This is a genomic window from Pseudomonas sp. TWI923 (genome assembly GCF_039673365.1).
Classification (GTDB): domain Bacteria; phylum Pseudomonadota; class Gammaproteobacteria; order Pseudomonadales; family Pseudomonadaceae; genus Aquipseudomonas; species Aquipseudomonas sichuanensis.
Map to the genome: position 1 here is coordinate 145,521 of NZ_JBDJLM010000002.1, position 19,553 is coordinate 165,073.

Below are 19,553 nucleotides of genomic sequence, written 5' to 3' on the forward strand. Positions count from 1 at the left end.
AATTTTTTTTGTTCCCTGTCATATACTCGGCCTGCCGCTTGCTTACTATTTGAGCAAGCTGTGACGGCAGGGGCGGTGAGCCCATGCCAGCAAGGCGATCTTCAAAATAAAAATCCGGAGTAGTGCAGATGTCGTCTCGTGAGACTGGGAATGTGAAGTGGTTCAACGATGCCAAAGGTTATGGCTTCATTCAGCGCGACGGTGGTGCGGATGTGTTCGTCCACTATCGGGCTATCCGCGGTGAGGGGCATCGCACCCTGGTCGAAGGGCAGCAGGTGGAGTACGCACTCGTGCAGGGCCAGAAAGGCCTGCAGGCTGAAGACGTCGTCGGTCTCTGACCGCCGCCGCAAGCGGTAAGCTTCAAGCTGCAAGCTGTCCGTGGAGCTTGCAGCCTGATGCGATCGAACTAGAAGCTTGCAACTCGTAGCTTGCAGCTTCAGTGTGTGCGCCAGGTGATTTCCTCTTCACCGTCGGCGCTGATGCGGATCCAGCGATCGGCATCTTCTTCCCCTTGTTCCTCTGTCCAGCTACCCGGTGCACAACGTACTTCGACGTTGAGCGCGGCGAATGCCGCGTGGGCGCAGGCGATGTCATCGGCCCATGGGGTCTGGTCGCTTTCCAGCAGCAGGCTGTTCCATTTCCCTACAGCCTTCGGTAACCAGGTGACCGGAATGTTACCGGCCATGCACTTGAAGGTCTGGCCTTTCTGCTTCCATTCGCTGCACGGGCCCAAGGCCTCGGCCAGCCAGGCGGCGATCTGCTTGTGATCGACGTCGGCGTCCTTCAGGTAAATCTCGATATCGGGTTGGCGCATAAGGGGCTCCGGGGTGTGCTCAGGCTTGGCGCACGAAATAGTCATAACGCATGGAAACCGTGACCTCGAACGGCTCGGGCTGGTCGATCACCCGGGCGCGTTTCTCGGCGCTGGCGCGCCAGCCGTGCGGGGTCATGGCCAGCAGGTCGGCGCGCGCCTGGGGTTCGGCCAGGCTCAGGCGGAACTCGAGTACTTCGCCATGGGCGTGGGCCATGCCCTCGGGGACCAGGGCCAGGTGCTTGTCATCGGCGTAGGGGCGCACTTCATCGTAGAGCACCTCGCGCAGTTCCATCAGGTGGCCGCTGGTCGGGCCGACCCGCATCAGGCCGCCGCCGGGGGCCAGCAGGCGCCGAGCCTCGTCCCAGTCGAGCGGGCTGAACACGCTGGCGATGAAGCCGCAGCTGGCGTCCTGCAGGGGCACGCGGGCCATGCTGGCGACCATCCAGGTGACTTGCGGGGCGCGCCGGCAGGCACGCTTGACTGCCTCGCGGGAGATGTCCAGGGCGTAACCCTCGGCCTGTGGCAGCGCCTCGGCCAGCAGGGCGGTGTAGTAACCCTCGCCGCAGCCGATGTCCAGCCAGGTGCCTGGCTGGCGCTCGGCGGCCAGTTGCGCCAGGCGGCGGGCCACCGGCGCATAGTGGCCGGCGTCGAGGAAGCCGCGGCGGGCTTCGACCATGGCCTGGTTGTCGCCGGGGTCGCGGCTGTTCTTGTGCTGCACCGGCAGCAGGTTCAGGTAGCCCTGGCGGGCACGGTCGAAACGGTGGCCGGCGGGGCAGGCCACGCCGTTGTCGAGCCGCGCCAGGGGCGCCTGGCAGAGTGGGCAGGCGAGCATCAGGCGAGCAACCGCACCAGGGTCTGGTAGTAGATCTCGGTCAGCAGGTCGAGGTCGCTGGCCAGGATGCGCTCGTCCACCTGGTGGATGGTGGCGTTGACCGGGCCGAGCTCGACCACCTGGGTGCCCATGGTGGCGATGAAGCGGCCATCGGAGGTGCCACCGCTGGTGGACGGCTGGGTTTCGCGGCCGGTGACCGTCTTGATGCTCGAGGCGACCGCGTCGAGCAGCTCGCCCGGCTCGGTGAGGAACGGCAGGCCCGACAGCGCCCAGTCGATCGACCACTCCAACTGATGTTTGTCGAGGATCGCCGCGACGCGCTGTTGCAGGCCTTCGACGGTCGACTCGGTGGAGAAACGGAAGTTGAACAGCGCGGTCAGCTCGCCCGGAACAACGTTGGTGGCACCGGTGCCCGAGTTGAGGTTGGAGATCTGGAAGCTGGTCGGCGGGAAGAACGCGTTGCCCTCGTCCCAGTGCTCGGCGGCCAGTTCCGCCAGGGCCGGTGCGGCCAGGTGGATCGGGTTGCGCGCCAGGTGCGGGTAGGCCACGTGGCCCTGCTTGCCGCGGATGGTCAGCTTGGCGCCGAGGGAGCCACGGCGGCCGTTCTTGACCACATCGCCGAGCAGGGTGGTGCTCGACGGTTCGCCGACGATGCACCAGTCCAGGCGCTCGTTGCGCGCCTTGAGCAGCTCGACCACGGCCTTAGTGCCGTGGTGCGCCGGGCCTTCTTCGTCGCTGGTGATCAGGAAGGCGACCTTGCCACGGTGGTTCGGGTAGTCCTGCACGAAGCGTTCGCTGGCCACCACCATCGAAGCCAGGCTGCCTTTCATGTCGGCGGCGCCACGGCCGCAGAGCATGCCGTCGGCATCGATCAGCGCCTCGAACGGCTCATGCTGCCATTGCTGCACCGGGCCGGTAGGCACTACGTCGGTGTGGCCGGCGAAGCACAGCACCGGGCCGTCCTGGGTGCCGTGGGTGGCCCAGAAATTGTCGACGTCCTCGAAGCGCATGGGCTCGAGCATGAAGCCAACGGCGCCCAGGCGGTTCATCATTTGCGCCTGGCAGTCGGCGTCGACCGGGGTGACCGATGGGCGGCGGATCAGGTCGCAGGCCAGTTGAAGGGTGGGCGAGAGCTCGGCGGGGGCCGTCATGGGGGAACTCCGAAGGCAAGGCAAGGCGGGCATTGAGGGGCGATAGTCTAAAGCAAAAAGCGTCGGATCTGTGGGACGGCTGGGAACCGGAGCTTGGGAAAAGATGACGCTCTGGCAGGAGATTTCTCAAAGTCGCTGGGAAATTGCCAGTGATGTGGCCAAGAGCCGGGTCCCTACCATGGGCCCTGCATCAAACATCTTCCCTTGACCCGCTTGATCGGACTACACAATGAACAAATACGCTCCTCTGCTTGCTCTGTGCGCAACCCTGCTCGGCAGTACTTCTGCCCTGGCGGCTTCCTCCACCGATGTCAGCGTTACCGGCATGATCACTCCGGCAGCCTGTACCCCTTCGCTGAGCGGTGCGGGCAGCTTCGATTTCGGCAAGATCTCCGCGCAGGACCTCAATCAGGACAAGATCACCAGCTTCAAGTCCGAGTTCCAGCGTCTGACCGTCGCCTGCAGTGCACCTACTCGCTTCGCGATTGATGGCGTTGATAACCGCTCCGGTACGGCACATGTTGCGAACAGTTCGTATTTTGGCCTGGGGTTGAACGGTACCGAGAAGATCGGCAGCTTCATGATGGGGCTGCAGGCCGCCGGCATCACGGCTGATGGCAATACCGACGTTCAGCGCATGGTCTCGGTCAACGGCGGTGCAAGCTGGATTCCCCGCAGCGACCAGGTCAGCTACCTGATCAACCGTGACATCGCTCGAGTGTTGCTGGGCTTTGGGCGGCAAGGCGCTACCGAGCCTGCACCTATCGGTACGCTGGCGGCTGACCTGCAGGTCACGATGAACATCGTCAAGGGCAGCGACCTCACCCTGACCGACGACATCAACATCGATGGCGCCGCCAGCATCGAGCTGACCTACCTGTGACCTCTGGGCAGACGAGGAGCGATCCTCGTCTGCCTCTGACCGTCTGCCGCAGCTCAGGGAAAGCGTCCACATGAAACCCACTTACTTGCTGCTGGTGCTCTGCGCTGCCATGGCACCGGCCTCGTTCGCCCAGTCCTCGGCAGTGATCAATGTCACCGGCCTGATCACCCCGGCTGCCTGCGTGCCTTCACTCAGCGGCGATGGCAGCTTCGAATACGGCAAGATCGGCTCGATCGAACTGCACCCGGTACACCGTACGCAGTTCGTGTCGGCTCGTCAGCGCTTGTCGATCACCTGCCTGGCACCTACCCGCTTCGCCTTACGCGGTATCGACGGGCGCGCAGGCTCGGCGCAGTGGCCTGTGCATGATCGGCACTTCGGCGTGGGCCTGCATGGCACGCAGAAAGTGGGTACCTACTTCGTGTTGTTCAAGTCCGAGGGGCTCACGCTAGATGGCAGCACCCAGGTCGCCAGGTTGAGAAGTGCCGACAACGGCGCCAGCTGGCAACTGGTGCCTACCGCGGACAGCCCGTTGCCCAACGATGGTGGCGCCGGTTTGATCGGCTTTGCCACGGTCGGGAGCCTGGAGCCGTCGGCGGCCCGCTCGCTGAACGCACTGATCGAAGTGGACATGCATCTGGCGCCAGGTGAGTCGCTGACACTGACCGACGAGGTGCCCATCGACGGTGCAGCCACCCTCGAGGTGGCCTACCTGTAAGGCCCTGGCAGTCCCTGAGCCGCAGCAAGACGGCAGGGCGAGGGCCCTTTTTTCACCCCCCCTATTTCACTCGGTTGCCCACGGGCGGCCGGGTCACGCCTGGAGTTAGCCGTGCCATTCATCCCGCGTTGTCTGTCCCACCCGCTGTTGGTCAGTCTGCTGGCCGTATCCGCGTCCTTGCCTGCCTGGGCGGACGGCATGATCCCCGAAACCTCTGTGGTCATCGTCAAGGAAGAAGACGGCGAAGCCTCCATCAAGGTGCGTAACAGCGACAACAGCACGGCGTTGCTGCACGTCACCTTGCAGGACCTGCCCGAAGACACAGAACCCTTGCTGTTTTTGTCGCAGCCGGTCTGGCGAGTGGATGCGGGCAAGGAGCAACTGGTGCGTTTCATCCTGCGCGGCGATAAGCCGTTGGTCACCCAGCGCCTGAAACGAGTGATCTTCGAAGGCATTGCGCAGTCGGCCGATGCCAAGGCGCAGGGCGTGGCCAAAGTCGGTGTCAGCCTGCGCCAGAACCTGCCGGTGATCATCCATCCCAAGGGGCTGGCGCTGAACCGCACGCCGTGGGTCGAGCTACAGTGGCGCCTGGTCGACGGCAAGCTCAGCGTGCACAACGGCTCGCCCTACGTGGTACGTCTGGCCCAGGAGCTGCGTTTGCTGCCCAGCGGCCAGGCGGCGCGCCTGGGGCGCAGCTACGTACTGCCAGGCGATACCCTGGACGTCGAAACCGACGGTGCCTTGCAAGGTGCGCCGGTGACGGTTCGCTCGTTCCCGGCGACGGTCTACGGTTTTGCGGTGGATGCCCATGAAGCCGCTGTGCAGGCCGGTGGTGCCTGAGATGGGGCGGCCAATTGCCTGGCTTGGGCTGATGGTTTTCCTGACGGGCGAAACGATGGCTGCCGAGCCTGTGGCGTTCGATGCCGAAGTGCTTCGGCTGCGCGGCATCGACCCGGCGCTGGCGGCCTATCTGGGGGAGACGGCGCGCTTCACCCCGGGCAGCCATCGGGTCAGCCTGAGCGTTAACGACAAGCCCCGGGGGCGGGTCGAGGCGCGCTTTGCCAGCGATGGCCAACTGTGCTTCGATCAACGTCTGCTGGATGCCGCTGGACTGCTGTCGCCCGCTGGCGAGGGCGTGGATCCTGACGCCTGTCAGGACTTTCTTGGCCTGTACCGCCAGGCGCAGGTCAACCTGGATCCACAGGCCGCGCGGGCCAGCTTGGTGGTGCCAACCCAGGCCCTGCGTCCGGTCGAGACGCGTCAGGACCTGTCGGCCTACCACACCGGCGGCATGGCCGGCATCTTCAACTACGAGCTGTCGGGCCTGCGCAACCGTTTCGAAGGGCGCGACAGTGACTATTGGTCGGCCAGCACCGAACTGGGCTTCAACGCCGGGGACTGGATTGTGCGCAGCCACCAGATCCATACCGCGGTCGATGGCATGCGCCGCAGCGAGTTTCTCGACGCCTACGCCCAGCGCACCTTCGCCGAACTGGGCACGGTGTTCCAGGCCGGGCAGATCAACCTGGTCAACCCGGTGCTGGCCGGTGCACGGGTCGATGGCCTGCAACTGAGCACCGAGCAGGCTCTGGACGGCCCCACGCGGCGAGCAGCCATCGAAGGCATCGCACAGAGCCAGGCACGGGTCGAGGTACGTCAGGCAGGCGCGCTGATCTACTCGACCGTGGTGCCCGCCGGCCCCTTCGCGTTGGGCGATCTGCCGCACCTGGACCGTCTCACCGACCTTGAAGTGACGGTGATCGAAGCCGATGGCATGCAGCGCAGCTTCACGGTGCCGGCGGCCATGGTGGCCTTGGACATACCTGCCCCGGGTTTCAACCTGGGCCTGGGGCGTGTGCGGGAAAACGCCGATGTCGCCGCCGACCCTTGGGTACTCAGCGCAGGCTGGACCCAGGGCCTGAGCCCGTTCACCACCCTGAGCAGCGGCGTGCTGATGGCCAGCGAATACGAGGCGGCAGGCCTGGGTGTGGGCCTGCAGCCTTGGTTGGGCTCGCAGGTGCAGTGGATGGTCCAGGCGGCCAGAGCACATGAGTCGGACTCGCGGGGGTTGCAGAGCCAGGTATCGTTTTCCCAGCAACTGACCCCGCAGTGGGCCATCAATGGTGCTTATACCCAGCAGACTCAAGGCTACCGTGACCTGCTGGACAGCTTTGCCCGTGACGACGATGCCTTCGTAGCGAGCCGCTTCAAGCACCAGTACAGCTTCGGCGTTTCCTGGGCCCAGCCCTGGGTCGGCAGCCTCAGCGGCGGTTTTTCCCGGGCTGCGCTGCATGACGGCAGCGAATCCAGCCGCGCCTATGCCTCCTGGGGGCGGCGTTTCGCAGAGGTGTCGTTGTCGGCCAGCATGGAATGGAACCTGGGGGGCAGCAGCAACCTGGGCAATGCCGCCTACGTCAGTGTGAGCATGCCGTTGGGGCGTGAACGACGCTTGCGCGCTTCGCTGCGCGAGAGCGGTGGCGACAGCCGTCTGGGGCTGTCGATGCAGGAACGGGTCAGTGACACCCTGAGCTACCGCCTGGGCGCCGAGCGTGACAGCCGCGACCGGCTGGTGGACCTGAATGCCGGCCTGTCGGCCTTGCCACGCTACACCCAGGTGGACGTCAACTACGCCGGCTACGGCAAGGGCAACCGCAGTATCGGCCTGGGCATGCGCGGCGGTGTGGCGATGCACGGCGAAGGCATCACTTTCTCGCCCTACGCGGTGCAGGACACCTTTGCCCTGGTGTCGGTGGGCCAGTTGTCCGGGGTGAAGCTCGATACGCCGGCCGGGCCGACGTGGACCGACGGCGATGGCCAGGCGTTGGTGGCGCAACTGACCCCCTATGGCAGCAGCACCGTGGAAGTGCAGCCACGTTCGTTGCCGCGCAACGTCGACCTGGACAACGCTGTCGAGTTGGTCCAGGCCGGGCGCGGCGCAGTGCCACGCATCGATTTTCGCGTGACCAGCACGCGCCGGGCACTGCTGCAGGCCCGCGATCAGGCCGGCGAGCCCTTGCCGGGCGGGGCGATGGTCACCGATGGCGAGGGGCAGTTCGTCACGCTGGTGCAGGAGGGCGGGCTGGTGTTTGTCCATGGCCTGCAGGAGGCCCGACGGCTTTGGGTCAACCCGGTCGATGGCCCTGCGTGCGAACTGCAGTTCAGCTTGGCGCAGCAAGCGGATCTGGACGCCTATTTCGAATCCACCACGGCCCTGTGCCGCATCCCTTGATGGAGCCCGCCATGCGCTCGTTTCGACGTTTCATTCCGGCATTGCTCGCCGCTGCCGGCCTGTTGCCGACGGTCGGCCAGGCCGATGATTGCCAGGTAAGCCTCAGCCAGCCCCAGGCGGATTTCGGCCGCTTCAACCGCACCACCCTCATCAAGCATGCGCAAGAGCTCGAATTGGGCACGCGCAGTGTTGGCTTGACGGTGACCTGCGCACAGGCTCAGGACTTGTCGCTGTTCTTCCGTGCTGCGCAGCACAACGGTACAAGATTCGCCCTCGGCGACCAGGGCAGTTTCGCCGTGCGTCTGGACCAGGCGCTGCTCGATGGCGCACCCGTGGAGCTGGGCCGGTTCAGCGCCCCCGGGCAGGCGCCGCAGGCCAGTGGCAGGGCGCTGGACTGGCTGCCGCAAACCTGGCTGGCGCCCCTGCGTGCCGGGCAGACCTTGCCAGGGCGGGTGTTCAGCGCCCGCCTGGAGGTAAAGGGCTGGGGCTTGCCGGCGATGCTGGGCCTGACCGATGCGCTGTCGCTGCGCGCTGCAGGCCAGGTTGAAGCCGCTGGCGGCAAGGGCCACCTGGATGTAATGGCGGCCATCGCACCCGTAGCCTGCACCCCGCAACTGGGCAATGGCGGGGTGGTGGACTTTGGCCGTATTCCTGCCCGGCAACTGCTGCAGGAGACCGGCAGCCGCTGGCAGCGCAGCGTATCGCTGAGCGTGCATTGCGATGCGCCAACCCGTTTTGCCTTGAGTGCCCGTGACAACCGGTCAGCCAGCGTGCGGCACTTCCCGGGGCTGGTCGACCCCACGCTGCTGTTCGGTGTGGGCCGGACCCGTGCGGGGCAGGCGCTGGGTGCCTATGCGGTGTCGTTCGACAGTGTGCTGGCTGACGGGGCTTCGGTATCGGCGCTGCAGGCCCCATTCGGCGCGCTGCAATGGCTTTCGCCCAGTGGCCCGGCCTACCTGGCACCTGATCGCCGCCTGCTCGGCTTCGCCCCAGGCAACGCCCGCCAGGCAGGCCCCACGGCGATGAGCCAACTCAACGCCAGCCTCGCGGTGGAGCTGTTCCTGCCGGCGGCCGGCGCCCTGACCCTGGACGAGGAGGCACCCATCGATGGTGCCGCGACCCTTGAAATCATCTACCTCTAGGCACCACGACTCATAGGAAGCGAACACCATGAAACCCCAAGCCCTGACGATACTGGCCCTGCTGATCGCACCCTGGGCTCATGCCCAATCGACCATCGAGCTGAACGTGCGCGGCAGTGTGACCCCCGCCTCTTGTACGCCAGCACTGACCAGCGGCGGGGTGGTTGATTTCGGCCGGATCTCGGTGCAGGACTTGAGCAAGACCCAGCGCACGATGCTCAAGCCCCGCCCCATCGGCCTGAGCATCAGCTGCGACGCGGCCACCCGCTTTGCCCTGCGCATGCGCGACAACCGCGACGGCAGCGCCCTGGTGAACAGTGGCATCTATTACGGCCTGGGGCTGGACAAGCGCGGCAACCGCATCGGCTTGTACGAGGTGCAGTTCGACCCCAGGCGCATCCAGGCCGATGCGCTGACCCAGGTGTATATCACCGACTCCACTACCGGCGGGCGCGGTTGGCATGCGGCCGACCTGCAGGTGGACCGGATCGGCAGCAACGACTTGCTGCTGGGGTTCAGCGACACCCTCGGCAGCACTGCCGGGCCGGTGCCGATCCGCGATCTCACCGCGACCTTGATGGTGCAGGTGGTGGTGGCGCCGACCGAATCGCTGGATACCAGCGACGATATCGCCTTTGACGGTGAGGGGACGATGGAGGTGGTGTACCTGTAAGCGCTGGCGCCGATACCGCGCAACGGTATCGGCGCCTCAGGCTCAGGCCTGGCCGGCGGTGGCCGGTTCGCTGGCCTCGGCGGGCTTGGGCAGCGAAGACAGGAAGGCCATGATCAGCGCCGCCAGATACGGCAGCGATTGCACCAGCAGCATGGCCACCCAGAAGCGCATGTCCGAGCTCGGCAGGCCCTGCACCAGGTAGATGCCGCCGGCTGCGCCCCACAGCAGGAGCATGATGAACAGTTCTTCCCGCGCTTCCGAGATGGCCACCAGCAGGCCATGGCTGTCGGCGTTCTTCGGCGTGCGGAAGAACGGCATGCTGCTGGTGAAGAAACCGTACAGCACCGCCTTGGCGATGGTGTGCGACAGCGCCAGGCCCGCCAGGGCGGCTGCGAAGGCATCCTTGAGGTTCACCCCCACCGCACGGCGGTAGAGGAACACGATCTTGCCGACCTTGAAGAAGAACAGCGCCAGCGGCGGGATGGCGAACATCATCAGCGGCGGGTCGACCCGGTGCGGCACGATGATCATCGCCGCCGACCACAACAGCGCGCCGACGGTGAAGAAAATGTTCATGCCATCGGCGATCCACGGCAGCCACCCGGCCAGGAAGTGATAGCGCTGGCCGCGGGTCAGCTCGCTGTCCTTGCCGCGCAGCAGGGCGCCGGCATGGTGCTTGATGATCTGGATGGCGCCGTAGGCCCAGCGGAAACGCTGCTTCTTGAAGTCGATGAAGGTATCGGGCATCAGGCCCTTGCCATAGCTGTTGTGGGCGTAGGCGGCCGACAGGCCCTTCTCGAACACCCGCAGGCCCAGTTCGGCATCCTCGCAGATGCACCATTCGGCCCAGCCCAGCTCTTCGAGCACCGAGCGCCGGGTCATGGTCATGGTGCCGTGCTGGATGATCGCGTCACGGTCGTTGCGGGTGACCATGCCGATGTGGAAGAAGCCCTTGTACTCGCTGTAGCACAGCTTCTTGAAGGCGCTTTCATGCTGGTCGCGGTAGTCCTGGGGCGACTGCACCACGGCGATCTTCGGGTCGGCGAAGTGCGGCACCATGTGCTTGAGCCAGTTGCGGTCGACGCAGTAGTCCGAGTCGATCACCGCGATCACCTCGGCGTCCTTGGCGGTATGCGGGATCAGGTAGTTGAGCGCGCCGCCCTTGAAGCCGGCCAGGGGCGCGACGTGGAAGAACTTGAAGCGCTCGCCCAGTTTTTCACAGTGGGCCTTGAGCGGCTCCCACACGGCCGGGTCCTTGGTGTTGTTGTCGATCACCAGCACTTCGTAGTCGGGGTAGTCCAGTGCGGCGAGGGCGTCGAGGGTCTGTTTGACCATCTCGGGCGGCTCGTTGTAGCACGGCACATGCACCGACACTTTCGGGCGATAGGCGCTGTCGGCGTGCACCGGCAGGAATTCGCGCCTGCGCTTGTGTGTCCACACGGCTTCGGCCAGTTCATGGGCCTCGGTCAGCAGCACGATGAACACACCCAGCGCACCCAGTGCCAGCAGCACGCCCACGGTCATGCTGAACCAGGTGCTGTACTGCTGGCTGTAGTCGTAGGCGATCCACACCAGCACCGATCCGCACAGGAAGGTAATGAACGTCAGGAAGGTACGGCCGCGCTGGCGCAGCGCCGAGCCGTCGATGAACAGCACCATCAGCGCGATCATGGCCAGCACCACCGAGGCCACGGCCAGAGCGCGCCACTGCGGGATCGCGACGATCGGGCCTTCGAAGTTGAACTTCTGCTGGCGCTCGGCGTTGAACACGCCCCAGTACGCACCCACCGAGCCTTCGTCGCTGGCTTTCCACGGCTGGTCGTAGGCTTCGATGACGAAGTAGTTGTAGCCGCGGCGGTTGAGGGTATTGACCAGGGTGCGCAGGTAGATGGCCTGGTCGGCCTGGGTGGCGTCGGCGCCGCCGCGCATGCGGCCATTGCTCGGCCAGCCGACCTCCGAGAGCAGCAGCGGCTTGCGCGGGAACTGCTTGCGCAGCTCACGGGCGCGGTCGAGGACGAACTGCACCGAGTCCTTCATCGGCACGAACTCCCAGTACGGCAGGATGTGCGCGGCGATCAGGTCGACATGCTTGGCAAGTTCGGGGTGTTCCTTCCAGATGTGCCACTGCTCGCTGGTGGTCACCGGCACTTTCACCGCCTTGCGCACGCGGTCGAGGTAGGCGATCAGTTCCTCGGGGGTGACCTCTTCGCGGAACAGCGCTTCGTTGCCCACCACCACCCGCACCACACTGCGCGAGGTATTGGCAATGCCGATGGCTTTTTCGATCTCGCGCTCGTTGCGCTCCAGGTCCTTGCTGATCCAGATGCCCAGGGTAACCCGCAGCCCCAGTTCCTCGGCCAGCCGCGGCACCTCGGCCTGGGTCCCTTCGACGGTATAGATGCGGATGTTGTCGGTCAGCTTGTTCAGCTGTTCCAGATCCTGGCGAATCTCGTCCTCGGTCGGGTACTGGCCCTTTTGCGGACTTTCACCGAGGCGGAACGGCGAATAGGAAAAGCCGGAGATCTGCTCCGGCCAGGCAGGGGCGGACACCGGGCGGTTGATGAGCGCCCAGAACCCGGTGAACAGCGCGGCGATGGCCAGGACCACCACCAGGTTGAGGCCGAATTTGCGTGATGACATAAGGGGTCGAGGTTCCGAAGCTGAGGGCGGGGCGGTGTCTCCGGTGCGTCGGTCCTACGCTTACCGAAGAAGGCAATCCGTTGGATTTTCAACAGAGGATGAAGTTCTGCGGCCGCCTGTTTGTCGTCCAGATCTTTTTGTCTGATAGGACATTAAAGCAGGCTTGGTAGGACACTTGCCAACGGCAGCCCTTAATCCAGGCGCTTGGCTTATACTGCGCGCCGATTTTCGAGGTATTGGCCTGGGGTACGAACATGAGCACAGAAGATCCACGCTTTGCCGGCGTCGCCCGGCTGTACGGCGATGACGGGCTGCAACGCCTGCGCCAGGCCCATGTGGCCATCGTCGGCATCGGCGGGGTGGGCTCGTGGGCGGCCGAGGCCCTGGCACGCAGCGGCGTGGGTGAGATCAGCCTGTTCGACCTCGACGATGTCTGCGTCAGCAACACCAACCGCCAGGCCCATGCCCTGGACGGCCAGGTGGGGCGGCCCAAGGTCGAGGTGATGGCCGAACGCCTGCGGGCGATCAACCCGGCCTGCACGGTGCATGCGGTGGCCGACTTCGTCACCCGCGAGACCATGGCCGAGTACATCACCGAACAGATGGATTGCGTGATCGACTGCATCGACAGCGTGATGGCCAAGGCCGCACTGATTGCCTGGTGCAAGCGGCGCAAGATCGCCATCATCACCACTGGTGGCGCGGGAGGGCAGATCGACCCGACGCGCATCCAGGTTGGCGACCTGAACAAGACCTTCAACGACCCGCTGGCTTCGCGGGTGCGCTCGACCTTGCGCCGGGACTACAACTTCTCGCGCAATACCAGCCGCAATTACCAGGTGCCCTGCGTGTTCTCCAGCGAACAGCTGCGCTACCCCAAGGGCGACGGTAGTGTGTGCCTGCAGAAGAGCTTCGTCGGTGAGGGCGTACGCTTGGATTGTTCGGGCGGTTTTGGCGCGGTGATGATGGTGACCGCGACGTTCGGCATGGTCGCGGCGAGCAAGGCGGTGGAGAAGCTCGTTGCTGGCGCGCGGCGGCCGGCGGAGCGGGTCAAGGATGAATAGGCGGCGTTTGCTTCTTCGCGGGTAAACCCGCTCCCACAGGTGCGTGCGTGCCGCAAAGCCGGCGCAAAACCTGTGGGAGCGGGTTTACCCGCGAAGAAGGCGCCACCGATTCACCGGTTGGAGGCGAGCTCAGCCATTCGCTGCAACACCGCATGCAGCCCGTTGCTGCGCGATGGCGATAGTTGGCGCTCCAGCCCCAGTTGGCTGAACCAGCCGCCCAGATCCACTTTGGCCAATTCATCACTGGCCAGTCCCTGCACCCTGACCAGCAACAGCGCCAGCAAACCGCGCAATAGCCGCGCATCGCTGCTGGCCTTGAACCGCCACTGGCCGTTTTCTTGCGCGGCCACCAGCCATACCAGGCTCTCGCACCCATGCACCCGGTTGGCCTCGGTTTTCTCACTGTCGTCCAGTGCTTGCAGCCGATCCCCCCACTGCATCAGCAGCCTTGCCCGCTGCTCCCAGCCGCGCGCCTGCTCGAAACTCTCCAGCGCCTGGCTGGCTTCTGGCGACAGGCTCATCGCAGCAGCTCCAGGCCTTGGTCCAGCGCGTCGAAGAAGCGCTGCAGGTCATCGCTGTCGTTGTACAGCCCCAGTGATACGCGGATCGCTCCCTCCAGCCCCATGCCCTTGAGCAACGGCATGGCGCAATGATGCCCGGCCCGCACGGCAATGCCCTGTTCGGTCAGCAGATGGGCGATGTCGGCGTTGTGCACACCTTCGATGATGAAGCTGGCCAGCGCTGCCTGTGGTGAACCCAGCAGGCGAATACCTTCGCGATCCCCCAGGCCCCGCAGCAGTTGCTGGTGCAGACCGGCTTCATGGCGGGCGACGGCCTCGCCATCGAGGCTGGCCAGGTAATCCAGGGTCGCCCCCAGGGCGATCACACTGGCGATGGGCGGCGTACCGGCCTCGAAGCCCAGCGGCGCGGGGCGGAAACTGGCGCTCTGGTACTCGGCCAGTTGCACCATTTCGCCACCGAACTGCCAGTGGCGCAGCAGCGCCAGGGCCTGGTGGCGGCCATACAGCACGCCGACACCGTCGGGGCCGTACAGTTTGTGGCTGGAGAACACGTAGAAGTCGCAGCCCAGTTGCTGCACATCGTGGCGGCCATGCACCACGCCTTGGGCGCCGTCGACCACGGTCAGCGCGCCCTGGGCCTGGGCGTGCGCCAGCAGCGGTGCCAGGGGTTGCCAGGTGCCGAGCACGTTGGACAGTTGGCTGATGGCGAGCAGGCGAGTCCGTGGGCCGATCAACTGCAGGGCCTGGTCCAGATCGACATGGCCGTGTTCATTCACCGGCAACACCACCAGGCGCAGTTGACGACGTTGCGCCAGCTGCTGCCACGGCAGCAGGTTGGCGTGGTGCTCCAGGGCGCTGACGGCAATCTCGTCGCCAGCCTCGAAGCGGTGCTCCAGGCCATAGGCCAGCAGGTTCAGCGCTGAAGTGGCGCCATGGGTGAAGACGATATGCCGTGAGTCGGCGGCATTGAGCCAGGCGCAGGCTTTGTCACGGCTGGCTTCGAAGGCTTGGGTGGCGAGGGCGCCCGGCAGGTGCTGGGCACGGTGCACGTTGGCCGCGCCATGGCCGTAATAGTGACTCAGGGCGTCGAGCAGGGCCTGCGGCTTCTGCGTGGTGGCGGCGCTGTCCAGGTAGGTCTGGTGCTGGCGTTGCAGGGCGGCGATGGCGGGGAAGTCGGCACGCCAGGGGGAGGGCTGGAACATGTTCGCGGGGCCTGGAATGAAAAATCGGGGCGGGCCTTGCGGCCAGCCCCGATCTTATCACTTCGAACTCGCTGGTTCTCAGTTGTGGGCGTGCAGCGCCTCGTTCAGCTCGATGGCCGACTTGTGGGTTTTGCACTCCACTGCGCCGTTGAGCGAATTGCGGCGGAACAGCAGGTCGGTCTGGCCGGCCAGGTCACGGGCCTTGACCACCTTGACCAGCTGGTTGTTCTCGTCCAGCAGGTTCACCTTGGTACCGGCGGTGATGTACAAGCCGGCTTCCACGGTGTTGCGATCACCCAGCGGGATGCCGATACCGGCGTTGGCGCCGATCAGGCAGCCTTCGCCGACCTTGATGACGATGTTGCCGCCACCGGACAGGGTGCCCATGGTCGAGCAGCCGCCGCCCAGGTCCGAGCCCTTGCCGACGAATACGCCAGCGGAGACGCGGCCTTCGATCATGCCTGGGCCTTCGGTGCCGGCGTTAAAGTTGACGAAGCCTTCGTGCATGATGGTGGTGGCTTCGCCGATGTAGGCGCCCAGGCGCACACGGGCGGCATCGGCGATGCGCACGCCGGCCGGCACGACGTAGTCGGTCATCTTCGGGAACTTGTCCACCGAGAACACTTCCAGCAGTTCGCCCTTCAGGCGCGCTTCCAGTTGCAGCTCGGCCAGCTCGGCCAGATCGACCGCGCCCTGGTTGGTCCAGGCCACGTTCGGCAGCAGCGGGAAGATGCCGGCCAGCGAGACACCGTGTGGTTTGACCAGGCGGTGCGACAGCAGGTGCAGCTTGAGGTACGCCTCTGGGGTGGACGCCAGGGCACCGTCTTCGGCCAGCACGGTGGCGACCAGCGGCTTGTGGCTCTCGGCCAGGCGGGTCAGCAAGGCGGCCTGGGCGGCATCGACGCCTTTCAGGGCCTCGGCCAGTTGCGCGGCCTGGGCATTGCTGAAGGCGATGGCCTGGTTGCCACCTTCATAGCCAAGGATCGGCGCGATGGCGGCGACCAGCTCGGCGGATGGGTTGAGCAAAGGCTGCGCGTAGAAGACTTCCAGCCAGGCGCCCTGGCGGTTCTGGGTGCCGACGCCGAAGGCCAGGCTGAACAGGGTATTGGACATGTGATTACCTCGTGCGAAATAGGGTAGGGGCTCAGGCCAGGGCAGCGGCGTACAGGTCGGGCTTGAAGCCGACCAGGGTACGCGCGCCAAGGTCCAGCACCGGGCGTTTGATCATCGACGGCTGGGCCAGCATCAGCTCGACGGCCTTGGCCTGGTCGAGGTCTGCCTTGCTGGCGTCGTCCAGCTTGCGGAAGGTGGTGCCGGCACGGTTGAGGATGACTTCCCAGCCGTGCTCGTCGCACCAGCGATTCAGGCTGTCACGGTCGATGCCTTGGGTTTTGTAATCGTGGAATTCGTAGGCGATGGCCTTGTCTTCGAGCCAGGTACGCGCCTTTTTCATGGTGTCGCAGGCTTTGATGCCGTAGAGAGTGTAAGCCATTGAATGCCTGGGGCTGCCGGGCCTGGCCGGGCGTCCCCGATGCTCCTTGAAGACTGGGTGGGGGCGATTATGCGATATCAAGGGTGCTGGCGCCACGGCTGCGGGCCAGAAGGCACGGCTTGAGGTGTGTCATTCGCGTATGGGTAGCATTGTGTTACATATTCTTGGCCTGGCTGCGACTATCGTGGAGCGGTCCAGCATAGCCGGTCGCCGCTAACATATTGTTTCAAATGCGATGTTTCGCCCCCGCTGTCGTTGTTTCGATTACACAGGAAGCTTGCCGATGCAGTCAGCCTATACCGTCCTAATCCTGCTGATGCTGGTGAGCCTGTCGAAACTGGTGGGGCGCGTGGTGCCGCTGCCGTTGCCGTTGGTGCAGATCGGCGCAGGTGCCTTGCTGGCCTGGCCCACCCTGGGCCTGCACGTGGCGCTGGACCCGGAACTGTTCCTGTTCCTGTTCTTGCCGCCGCTGCTGTTCGCCGATGGCTGGCGCATGCCCAAGCGCGAACTGTGGCGCATCCGCGGGCCGGTGGTGGCGCTGGCGGTGGGGCTGGTGTTGTTCACCGTGGTCGGTGCCGGTTACTTCATCCACTGGTTGCTGCCGAGTATCCCGTTGGCCGTTGCCTTCGCCCTGGCGGCGGTGTTGTCGCCCACCGATGCCGTGGCCGTCTCGGCCATCGCCCAGGACCGCTTGCCGACGCCGCTGATGCACATGCTCCAGGGCGAGGCGCTGATGAACGACGCCTCGGGTCTGGTGACTTTCAAGTTTGCCCTGGTCGCGGCCATCACCGGGGTGTTCTCCCTGACCGAAGCCAGCCTTACCTTCGTCCTTGTCGCCCTTGGCGGCCTGGCGGTGGGGGTGGTTCTGAGCTGGCTGGTGGGGCGTCTGCGCATGTGGATGATCACCCGCGGCTGGGACGACCCGGCCACCCACGTGGTGTTCATGTTGCTGTTGCCGTTCGCCGCCTATGTGCTGGCCGAGCGCCTTGGGGTGTCGGGCATTCTTTCGGCGGTGGCCGCCGGCATGATGCAGAGCTGGCTCGACCTGCTGCCACGCCAGACCAGCACGCGCCTGCTCAACCGCAGTGTCTGGTCGTTGCTCGAATTCGCCTTCAATGGCCTGATCTTCCTGCTGCTGGGCCTGCAATTGCCGGACATCATCAAGGCGGTGGTCAGCCACGAGCCGACCGTCTGGCCGGCGTTGGCCTGGCGCTGTCTGGATGTGCTGGCGATTTTCGCCGCGCTTGTGTTGCTGCGCTTCGTCTGGGTGCAGAGCATCTGGCGTGCCATCGGCGTGGTGCGGCGCTGGCGCGGCAAGCCGGCGCTGGTGCTGATGCCGACCGCGCGGTCGTGCTGGCTGTTGACCTTGGGTGGGGTACGCGGGGCGGTGACCCTGGCCGGCGTGATGTCGATTCCTTTGCTGATCGGCGCCGGCCAGGCCTTCCCTGAGCGTGACCTGCTGATCTTCATTGCCGCCGGGGTGATCCTGCTGTCGCTGGTCAGTGCCGTGATTGCCTTGCCCATCCTGCTGCGCGGCGTTACTCGGAGCCCGGATGAGCGGCTGCATCAAGAGGTGCAGGAAGCCTGGAGACGCACCGCCGAGGCGGCGATCCATGCCCTGGAGGCCGAAGAAGTGATCGACGCCAGCGCCCCCCAGGATGCGACGCAGGCGACCCTGGCCACCGAACTCAAGGCACGGCTGATGGCCGAATATCGGGATGAACTCGACAGTTACAACGACAGCGCCGAGGCCCGTGCCCTGGCCGAGCAGATGGATCTGCTGGAGCGTCGTTTACGGTTGCGTGCGCTGCGGGCGCAGCGGCTGGAGTTGTACAACCTGCATCGCCAGCACCTGGTGGGGGATGAAGTGGTGCGCCAGGTGCTCGGCGAGCTTGATCTGAGCGAGGCCAATCTTGGCCAGGTCAGGTAACGCAATGCTTTGCGTGACGCTTCTGGCGCGGATCGAAGCGCAGGCGAACCGGGCCAATGCCGGGTGCGCCAGGCGCCTCGGGTAGCCTGCCTGGCAGGCGGGCAACCTGGGCGTCAGTCAGGTGCAATACGCTCATGTGCGGCGGCAGCCGTTCTGACCTGGCGCTGGGTAGAGCAGGCGCATGAAGCGTTTGTCTTTCTGGCTGAGCTTGGTGTTCTGCCCAACTTCCCAATTGCCCCAGGTATGCGCCTGCCGGATGGGGTAGTGCATGATCGACTCTACGTCGTAGGGCAGCAGCGGTTGTACGTCGTCTTCGGCAAGGGGCAGGAACTGAGTGGTGAGCTCGGTCTCGATGGCGGTCAGCAACTCTTGCGGATCTTTCTGCTCCTGGCTCAGGGCTTGTGCCAACCCTTTGCTCAAGGCATCGAGGTTCCATGGAATATGGGCATGAGGATGTTGATGCTCGTGCTCCATGCCCAGTGCATGACCAAATTCATGCAGCACGATCTGGTCGAACTGGGGGGCGGACAGGCTTACCCCTAACGCCATGCTGGCGCCCGTGACCCATTGGGAGTCGCGTCCCAGCAAGCTGTAGTTGACGTTTTCGGCCACGTCGGTACGGATGCGGATTTCGGCGCGATCATCGTTGTCGTCGACGAGTTCGAACTGCAGGTATGCATGTTCGAGCCATTGGCTGGCCGTCTGGAAAACCCCCCGTTTCAGCCACGGATCAGGGGTGCCCGTGAAGGATATCCTGAGCGTTTGCCTAGGTTGCCAGAAGGTCGAGTGGGCGCCCAGAGAGCGTTTTTTGCGGAGGCCGGAGGTTGCAGGCCCTGCGTGCAGTTTCTCGCGCAGGCGGTAGAGCGTGTTGGCCAGAAGTACATCGGTCATCGGTAAGCGCCTTTTCGATTGAATGGAGGCGCACTATCCGGTTTGGCGGTCGGGCAAGAGCGGTACATATCGTTGGGGGATATCTGGCCGGGCGCGCCTTGCCCAGCGGTGGGTATTTCAGATTGGACAAGCCAGCCGGGCAGCCCGGGGCGTGGCACCTCGTCGAGCGGCGCAGGTGCCACGATGGCGCAATGCCCAAAGCCGTATCAGTGCGGGTAGGCCATGCGCATGAAGGCTTTGTCCTTCTCGCTGACCTGTGAATTGATGTTCACCTGCCAGTCGCCCTGGGAGCGTTTCTGGCGGTGGTGATGGGCAGGGCCGTGGGCCCTGCAGTTGATGAGTTCGATCATGCTCTGGACTCCTGGTTGAAG

The 19,553-nt window shown here is 65.0% G+C and carries 19 protein-coding genes; 9 read left to right on the forward strand and 10 right to left on the reverse strand.

The window, feature by feature from the left end:
- The first annotated feature begins 128 nt into the window (after positions 1 to 128).
- Positions 129 to 338 (forward strand): cold-shock protein, encoded by a 210-nt coding sequence (locus ABE459_RS01815; RefSeq protein ID WP_110992443.1) that lies wholly within the window; start codon positions 129 to 131, stop codon positions 336 to 338.
- A gap of 98 nt (positions 339 to 436) precedes the next feature.
- On the opposite strand, the gene ABE459_RS01820 is transcribed toward ABE459_RS01815, so the two are convergent.
- The 3 genes from ABE459_RS01820 to dapE are packed head-to-tail and all read right to left on the reverse strand — an operon-like array spanning position 437 to position 2,797.
- Positions 437 to 814, reverse strand: a complete 378-nt coding sequence (locus ABE459_RS01820) for a hypothetical protein (protein WP_125465232.1) — start codon at positions 812 to 814, stop codon at positions 437 to 439.
- A 19-nt stretch (positions 815 to 833) separates the two neighbouring features.
- Positions 834 to 1,646, reverse strand: coding sequence for a putative RNA methyltransferase (locus tag ABE459_RS01825; protein ID WP_125465231.1), 813 nt, complete (start codon positions 1,644 to 1,646; stop codon positions 834 to 836).
- Positions 1,646 to 2,797, reverse strand: coding sequence for a succinyl-diaminopimelate desuccinylase (gene dapE, locus ABE459_RS01830; protein WP_323830237.1), 1,152 nt, complete (start codon positions 2,795 to 2,797; stop codon positions 1,646 to 1,648). The genes ABE459_RS01825 and dapE overlap by 1 nt, the downstream gene beginning before the upstream one ends.
- A gap of 229 nt (positions 2,798 to 3,026) precedes the next feature.
- Here dapE and ABE459_RS01835 point away from each other — a divergent pair, with 229 nt between their 5' ends.
- The 6 genes from ABE459_RS01835 (at position 3,027) to ABE459_RS01860 (ending at position 9,442) form a co-directional block, all read left to right on the forward strand.
- Positions 3,027 to 3,680, forward strand: coding sequence for a DUF1120 domain-containing protein (locus tag ABE459_RS01835; protein WP_323830236.1), 654 nt, complete (start codon positions 3,027 to 3,029; stop codon positions 3,678 to 3,680).
- A gap of 70 nt (positions 3,681 to 3,750) precedes the next feature.
- The gene (locus ABE459_RS01840) at positions 3,751 to 4,398 is read left to right on the forward strand and encodes a DUF1120 domain-containing protein (RefSeq protein ID WP_323830235.1); all 648 of its coding nucleotides are present in this window, start codon (positions 3,751 to 3,753) and stop codon (positions 4,396 to 4,398) included.
- A 111-nt stretch (positions 4,399 to 4,509) separates the two neighbouring features.
- Positions 4,510 to 5,238 (forward strand): fimbria/pilus chaperone family protein, encoded by a 729-nt coding sequence (locus tag ABE459_RS01845; RefSeq protein ID WP_258642904.1) that lies wholly within the window; start codon positions 4,510 to 4,512, stop codon positions 5,236 to 5,238.
- 31 nt (positions 5,239 to 5,269) lie between these two features.
- A complete protein-coding gene (locus tag ABE459_RS01850) occupies positions 5,270 to 7,627 on the forward strand; it encodes a fimbria/pilus outer membrane usher protein (protein WP_323830234.1) in 2,358 nt (785 codons plus the stop codon).
- An 11-nt stretch (positions 7,628 to 7,638) separates the two neighbouring features.
- A complete protein-coding gene (locus ABE459_RS01855) occupies positions 7,639 to 8,769 on the forward strand; it encodes a DUF1120 domain-containing protein (RefSeq protein WP_323830233.1) in 1,131 nt (376 codons plus the stop codon).
- 28 nt (positions 8,770 to 8,797) lie between these two features.
- Positions 8,798 to 9,442: a DUF1120 domain-containing protein gene (locus ABE459_RS01860; protein WP_323830232.1), complete on the forward strand. Its 645-nt coding sequence runs from the start codon at positions 8,798 to 8,800 to the stop codon at positions 9,440 to 9,442.
- A gap of 42 nt (positions 9,443 to 9,484) precedes the next feature.
- Here the strand turns inward: ABE459_RS01860 and ABE459_RS01865 are convergent, their stop codons facing one another.
- Positions 9,485 to 12,082, reverse strand: a complete 2,598-nt coding sequence (locus ABE459_RS01865) for a glycosyltransferase (protein WP_125465226.1) — start codon at positions 12,080 to 12,082, stop codon at positions 9,485 to 9,487.
- 254 nt (positions 12,083 to 12,336) lie between these two features.
- Here ABE459_RS01865 and tcdA point away from each other — a divergent pair, with 254 nt between their 5' ends.
- Positions 12,337 to 13,146 (forward strand): tRNA cyclic N6-threonylcarbamoyladenosine(37) synthase TcdA, encoded by an 810-nt coding sequence (tcdA, locus tag ABE459_RS01870; RefSeq protein ID WP_323830231.1) that lies wholly within the window; start codon positions 12,337 to 12,339, stop codon positions 13,144 to 13,146.
- A gap of 110 nt (positions 13,147 to 13,256) precedes the next feature.
- Here tcdA and ABE459_RS01875 read toward each other — a convergent pair whose 3' ends face one another.
- The 4 genes from ABE459_RS01875 to ABE459_RS01890 form a co-directional block, all read right to left on the reverse strand.
- Positions 13,257 to 13,667 carry a SufE family protein gene (locus ABE459_RS01875; RefSeq protein ID WP_323830230.1) on the reverse strand — a complete coding sequence of 137 codons (411 nt, stop codon included), beginning with the start codon at positions 13,665 to 13,667 and terminating at the stop codon, positions 13,257 to 13,259.
- Positions 13,664 to 14,869 carry a cysteine desulfurase gene (locus ABE459_RS01880; protein WP_323830229.1) on the reverse strand — a complete coding sequence of 402 codons (1,206 nt, stop codon included), beginning with the start codon at positions 14,867 to 14,869 and terminating at the stop codon, positions 13,664 to 13,666. The genes ABE459_RS01875 and ABE459_RS01880 overlap by 4 nt, the downstream gene beginning before the upstream one ends.
- Positions 14,870 to 14,947: 78 nt before the next feature.
- On the reverse strand, positions 14,948 to 15,982 hold the full coding sequence (gene dapD, locus ABE459_RS01885) for a 2,3,4,5-tetrahydropyridine-2,6-dicarboxylate N-succinyltransferase (RefSeq protein WP_125465222.1): 1,035 nt from the start codon (positions 15,980 to 15,982) through the stop codon (positions 14,948 to 14,950).
- A gap of 31 nt (positions 15,983 to 16,013) precedes the next feature.
- Positions 16,014 to 16,361 carry an ArsC family reductase gene (locus tag ABE459_RS01890; RefSeq protein WP_125465221.1) on the reverse strand — a complete coding sequence of 116 codons (348 nt, stop codon included), beginning with the start codon at positions 16,359 to 16,361 and terminating at the stop codon, positions 16,014 to 16,016.
- 283 nt (positions 16,362 to 16,644) lie between these two features.
- Here ABE459_RS01890 and ABE459_RS01895 point away from each other — a divergent pair, with 283 nt between their 5' ends.
- The gene (locus ABE459_RS01895) at positions 16,645 to 18,291 is read left to right on the forward strand and encodes a Na+/H+ antiporter (protein WP_125465220.1); all 1,647 of its coding nucleotides are present in this window, start codon (positions 16,645 to 16,647) and stop codon (positions 18,289 to 18,291) included.
- A 132-nt stretch (positions 18,292 to 18,423) separates the two neighbouring features.
- Here the strand turns inward: ABE459_RS01895 and ABE459_RS01900 are convergent, their stop codons facing one another.
- Both ABE459_RS01900 and ABE459_RS01905 read right to left on the reverse strand, forming a co-directional pair.
- A complete protein-coding gene (locus ABE459_RS01900) occupies positions 18,424 to 19,182 on the reverse strand; it encodes a peptidase M12 (RefSeq protein ID WP_346647905.1) in 759 nt (252 codons plus the stop codon).
- Positions 19,183 to 19,388: 206 nt separating this feature from the next.
- Complete coding sequence (locus ABE459_RS01905; protein ID WP_323830227.1) at positions 19,389 to 19,532, reverse strand: hypothetical protein; 144 nt, start codon at positions 19,530 to 19,532, stop codon at positions 19,389 to 19,391.
- Positions 19,533 to 19,553 lie beyond the last annotated feature (21 nt).

What these genes read in the sequence shown, in the direction of transcription:
- ABE459_RS01820 (WP_125465232.1), bottom strand. Translation starts at nt 814, where the DNA reads ATGCGCCAACCCGATATCGAGATTTACCTGAAGGACGCCGACGTCGAT.
- ABE459_RS01835 (WP_323830236.1), top strand. Translation starts at nt 3,027, where the DNA reads ATGAACAAATACGCTCCTCTGCTTGCTCTGTGCGCAACCCTGCTCGGC.
- ABE459_RS01840 (WP_323830235.1), top strand. Translation starts at nt 3,751, where the DNA reads ATGAAACCCACTTACTTGCTGCTGGTGCTCTGCGCTGCCATGGCACCG.
- tcdA (WP_323830231.1), top strand. Translation starts at nt 12,337, where the DNA reads ATGAGCACAGAAGATCCACGCTTTGCCGGCGTCGCCCGGCTGTACGGC.
- ABE459_RS01825 (WP_125465231.1), bottom strand. Translation starts at nt 1,646, where the DNA reads ATGCTCGCCTGCCCACTCTGCCAGGCGCCCCTGGCGCGGCTCGACAAC.
- dapD (WP_125465222.1), bottom strand. Translation starts at nt 15,982, where the DNA reads ATGTCCAATACCCTGTTCAGCCTGGCCTTCGGCGTCGGCACCCAGAAC.
- ABE459_RS01895 (WP_125465220.1), top strand. Translation starts at nt 16,645, where the DNA reads ATGCAGTCAGCCTATACCGTCCTAATCCTGCTGATGCTGGTGAGCCTG.
- ABE459_RS01855 (WP_323830233.1), top strand. Translation starts at nt 7,639, where the DNA reads ATGCGCTCGTTTCGACGTTTCATTCCGGCATTGCTCGCCGCTGCCGGC.
- ABE459_RS01905 (WP_323830227.1), bottom strand. Translation starts at nt 19,532, where the DNA reads ATGATCGAACTCATCAACTGCAGGGCCCACGGCCCTGCCCATCACCAC.
- ABE459_RS01875 (WP_323830230.1), bottom strand. Translation starts at nt 13,667, where the DNA reads ATGAGCCTGTCGCCAGAAGCCAGCCAGGCGCTGGAGAGTTTCGAGCAG.
- ABE459_RS01900 (WP_346647905.1), bottom strand. Translation starts at nt 19,182, where the DNA reads ATGACCGATGTACTTCTGGCCAACACGCTCTACCGCCTGCGCGAGAAA.
- ABE459_RS01890 (WP_125465221.1), bottom strand. Translation starts at nt 16,361, where the DNA reads ATGGCTTACACTCTCTACGGCATCAAAGCCTGCGACACCATGAAAAAG.
- ABE459_RS01865 (WP_125465226.1), bottom strand. Translation starts at nt 12,082, where the DNA reads ATGTCATCACGCAAATTCGGCCTCAACCTGGTGGTGGTCCTGGCCATC.
- ABE459_RS01860 (WP_323830232.1), top strand. Translation starts at nt 8,798, where the DNA reads ATGAAACCCCAAGCCCTGACGATACTGGCCCTGCTGATCGCACCCTGG.
- ABE459_RS01850 (WP_323830234.1), top strand. Translation starts at nt 5,270, where the DNA reads ATGGTTTTCCTGACGGGCGAAACGATGGCTGCCGAGCCTGTGGCGTTC.
- dapE (WP_323830237.1), bottom strand. Translation starts at nt 2,797, where the DNA reads ATGACGGCCCCCGCCGAGCTCTCGCCCACCCTTCAACTGGCCTGCGAC.
- ABE459_RS01880 (WP_323830229.1), bottom strand. Translation starts at nt 14,869, where the DNA reads ATGTTCCAGCCCTCCCCCTGGCGTGCCGACTTCCCCGCCATCGCCGCC.
- ABE459_RS01815 (WP_110992443.1), top strand. Translation starts at nt 129, where the DNA reads ATGTCGTCTCGTGAGACTGGGAATGTGAAGTGGTTCAACGATGCCAAA.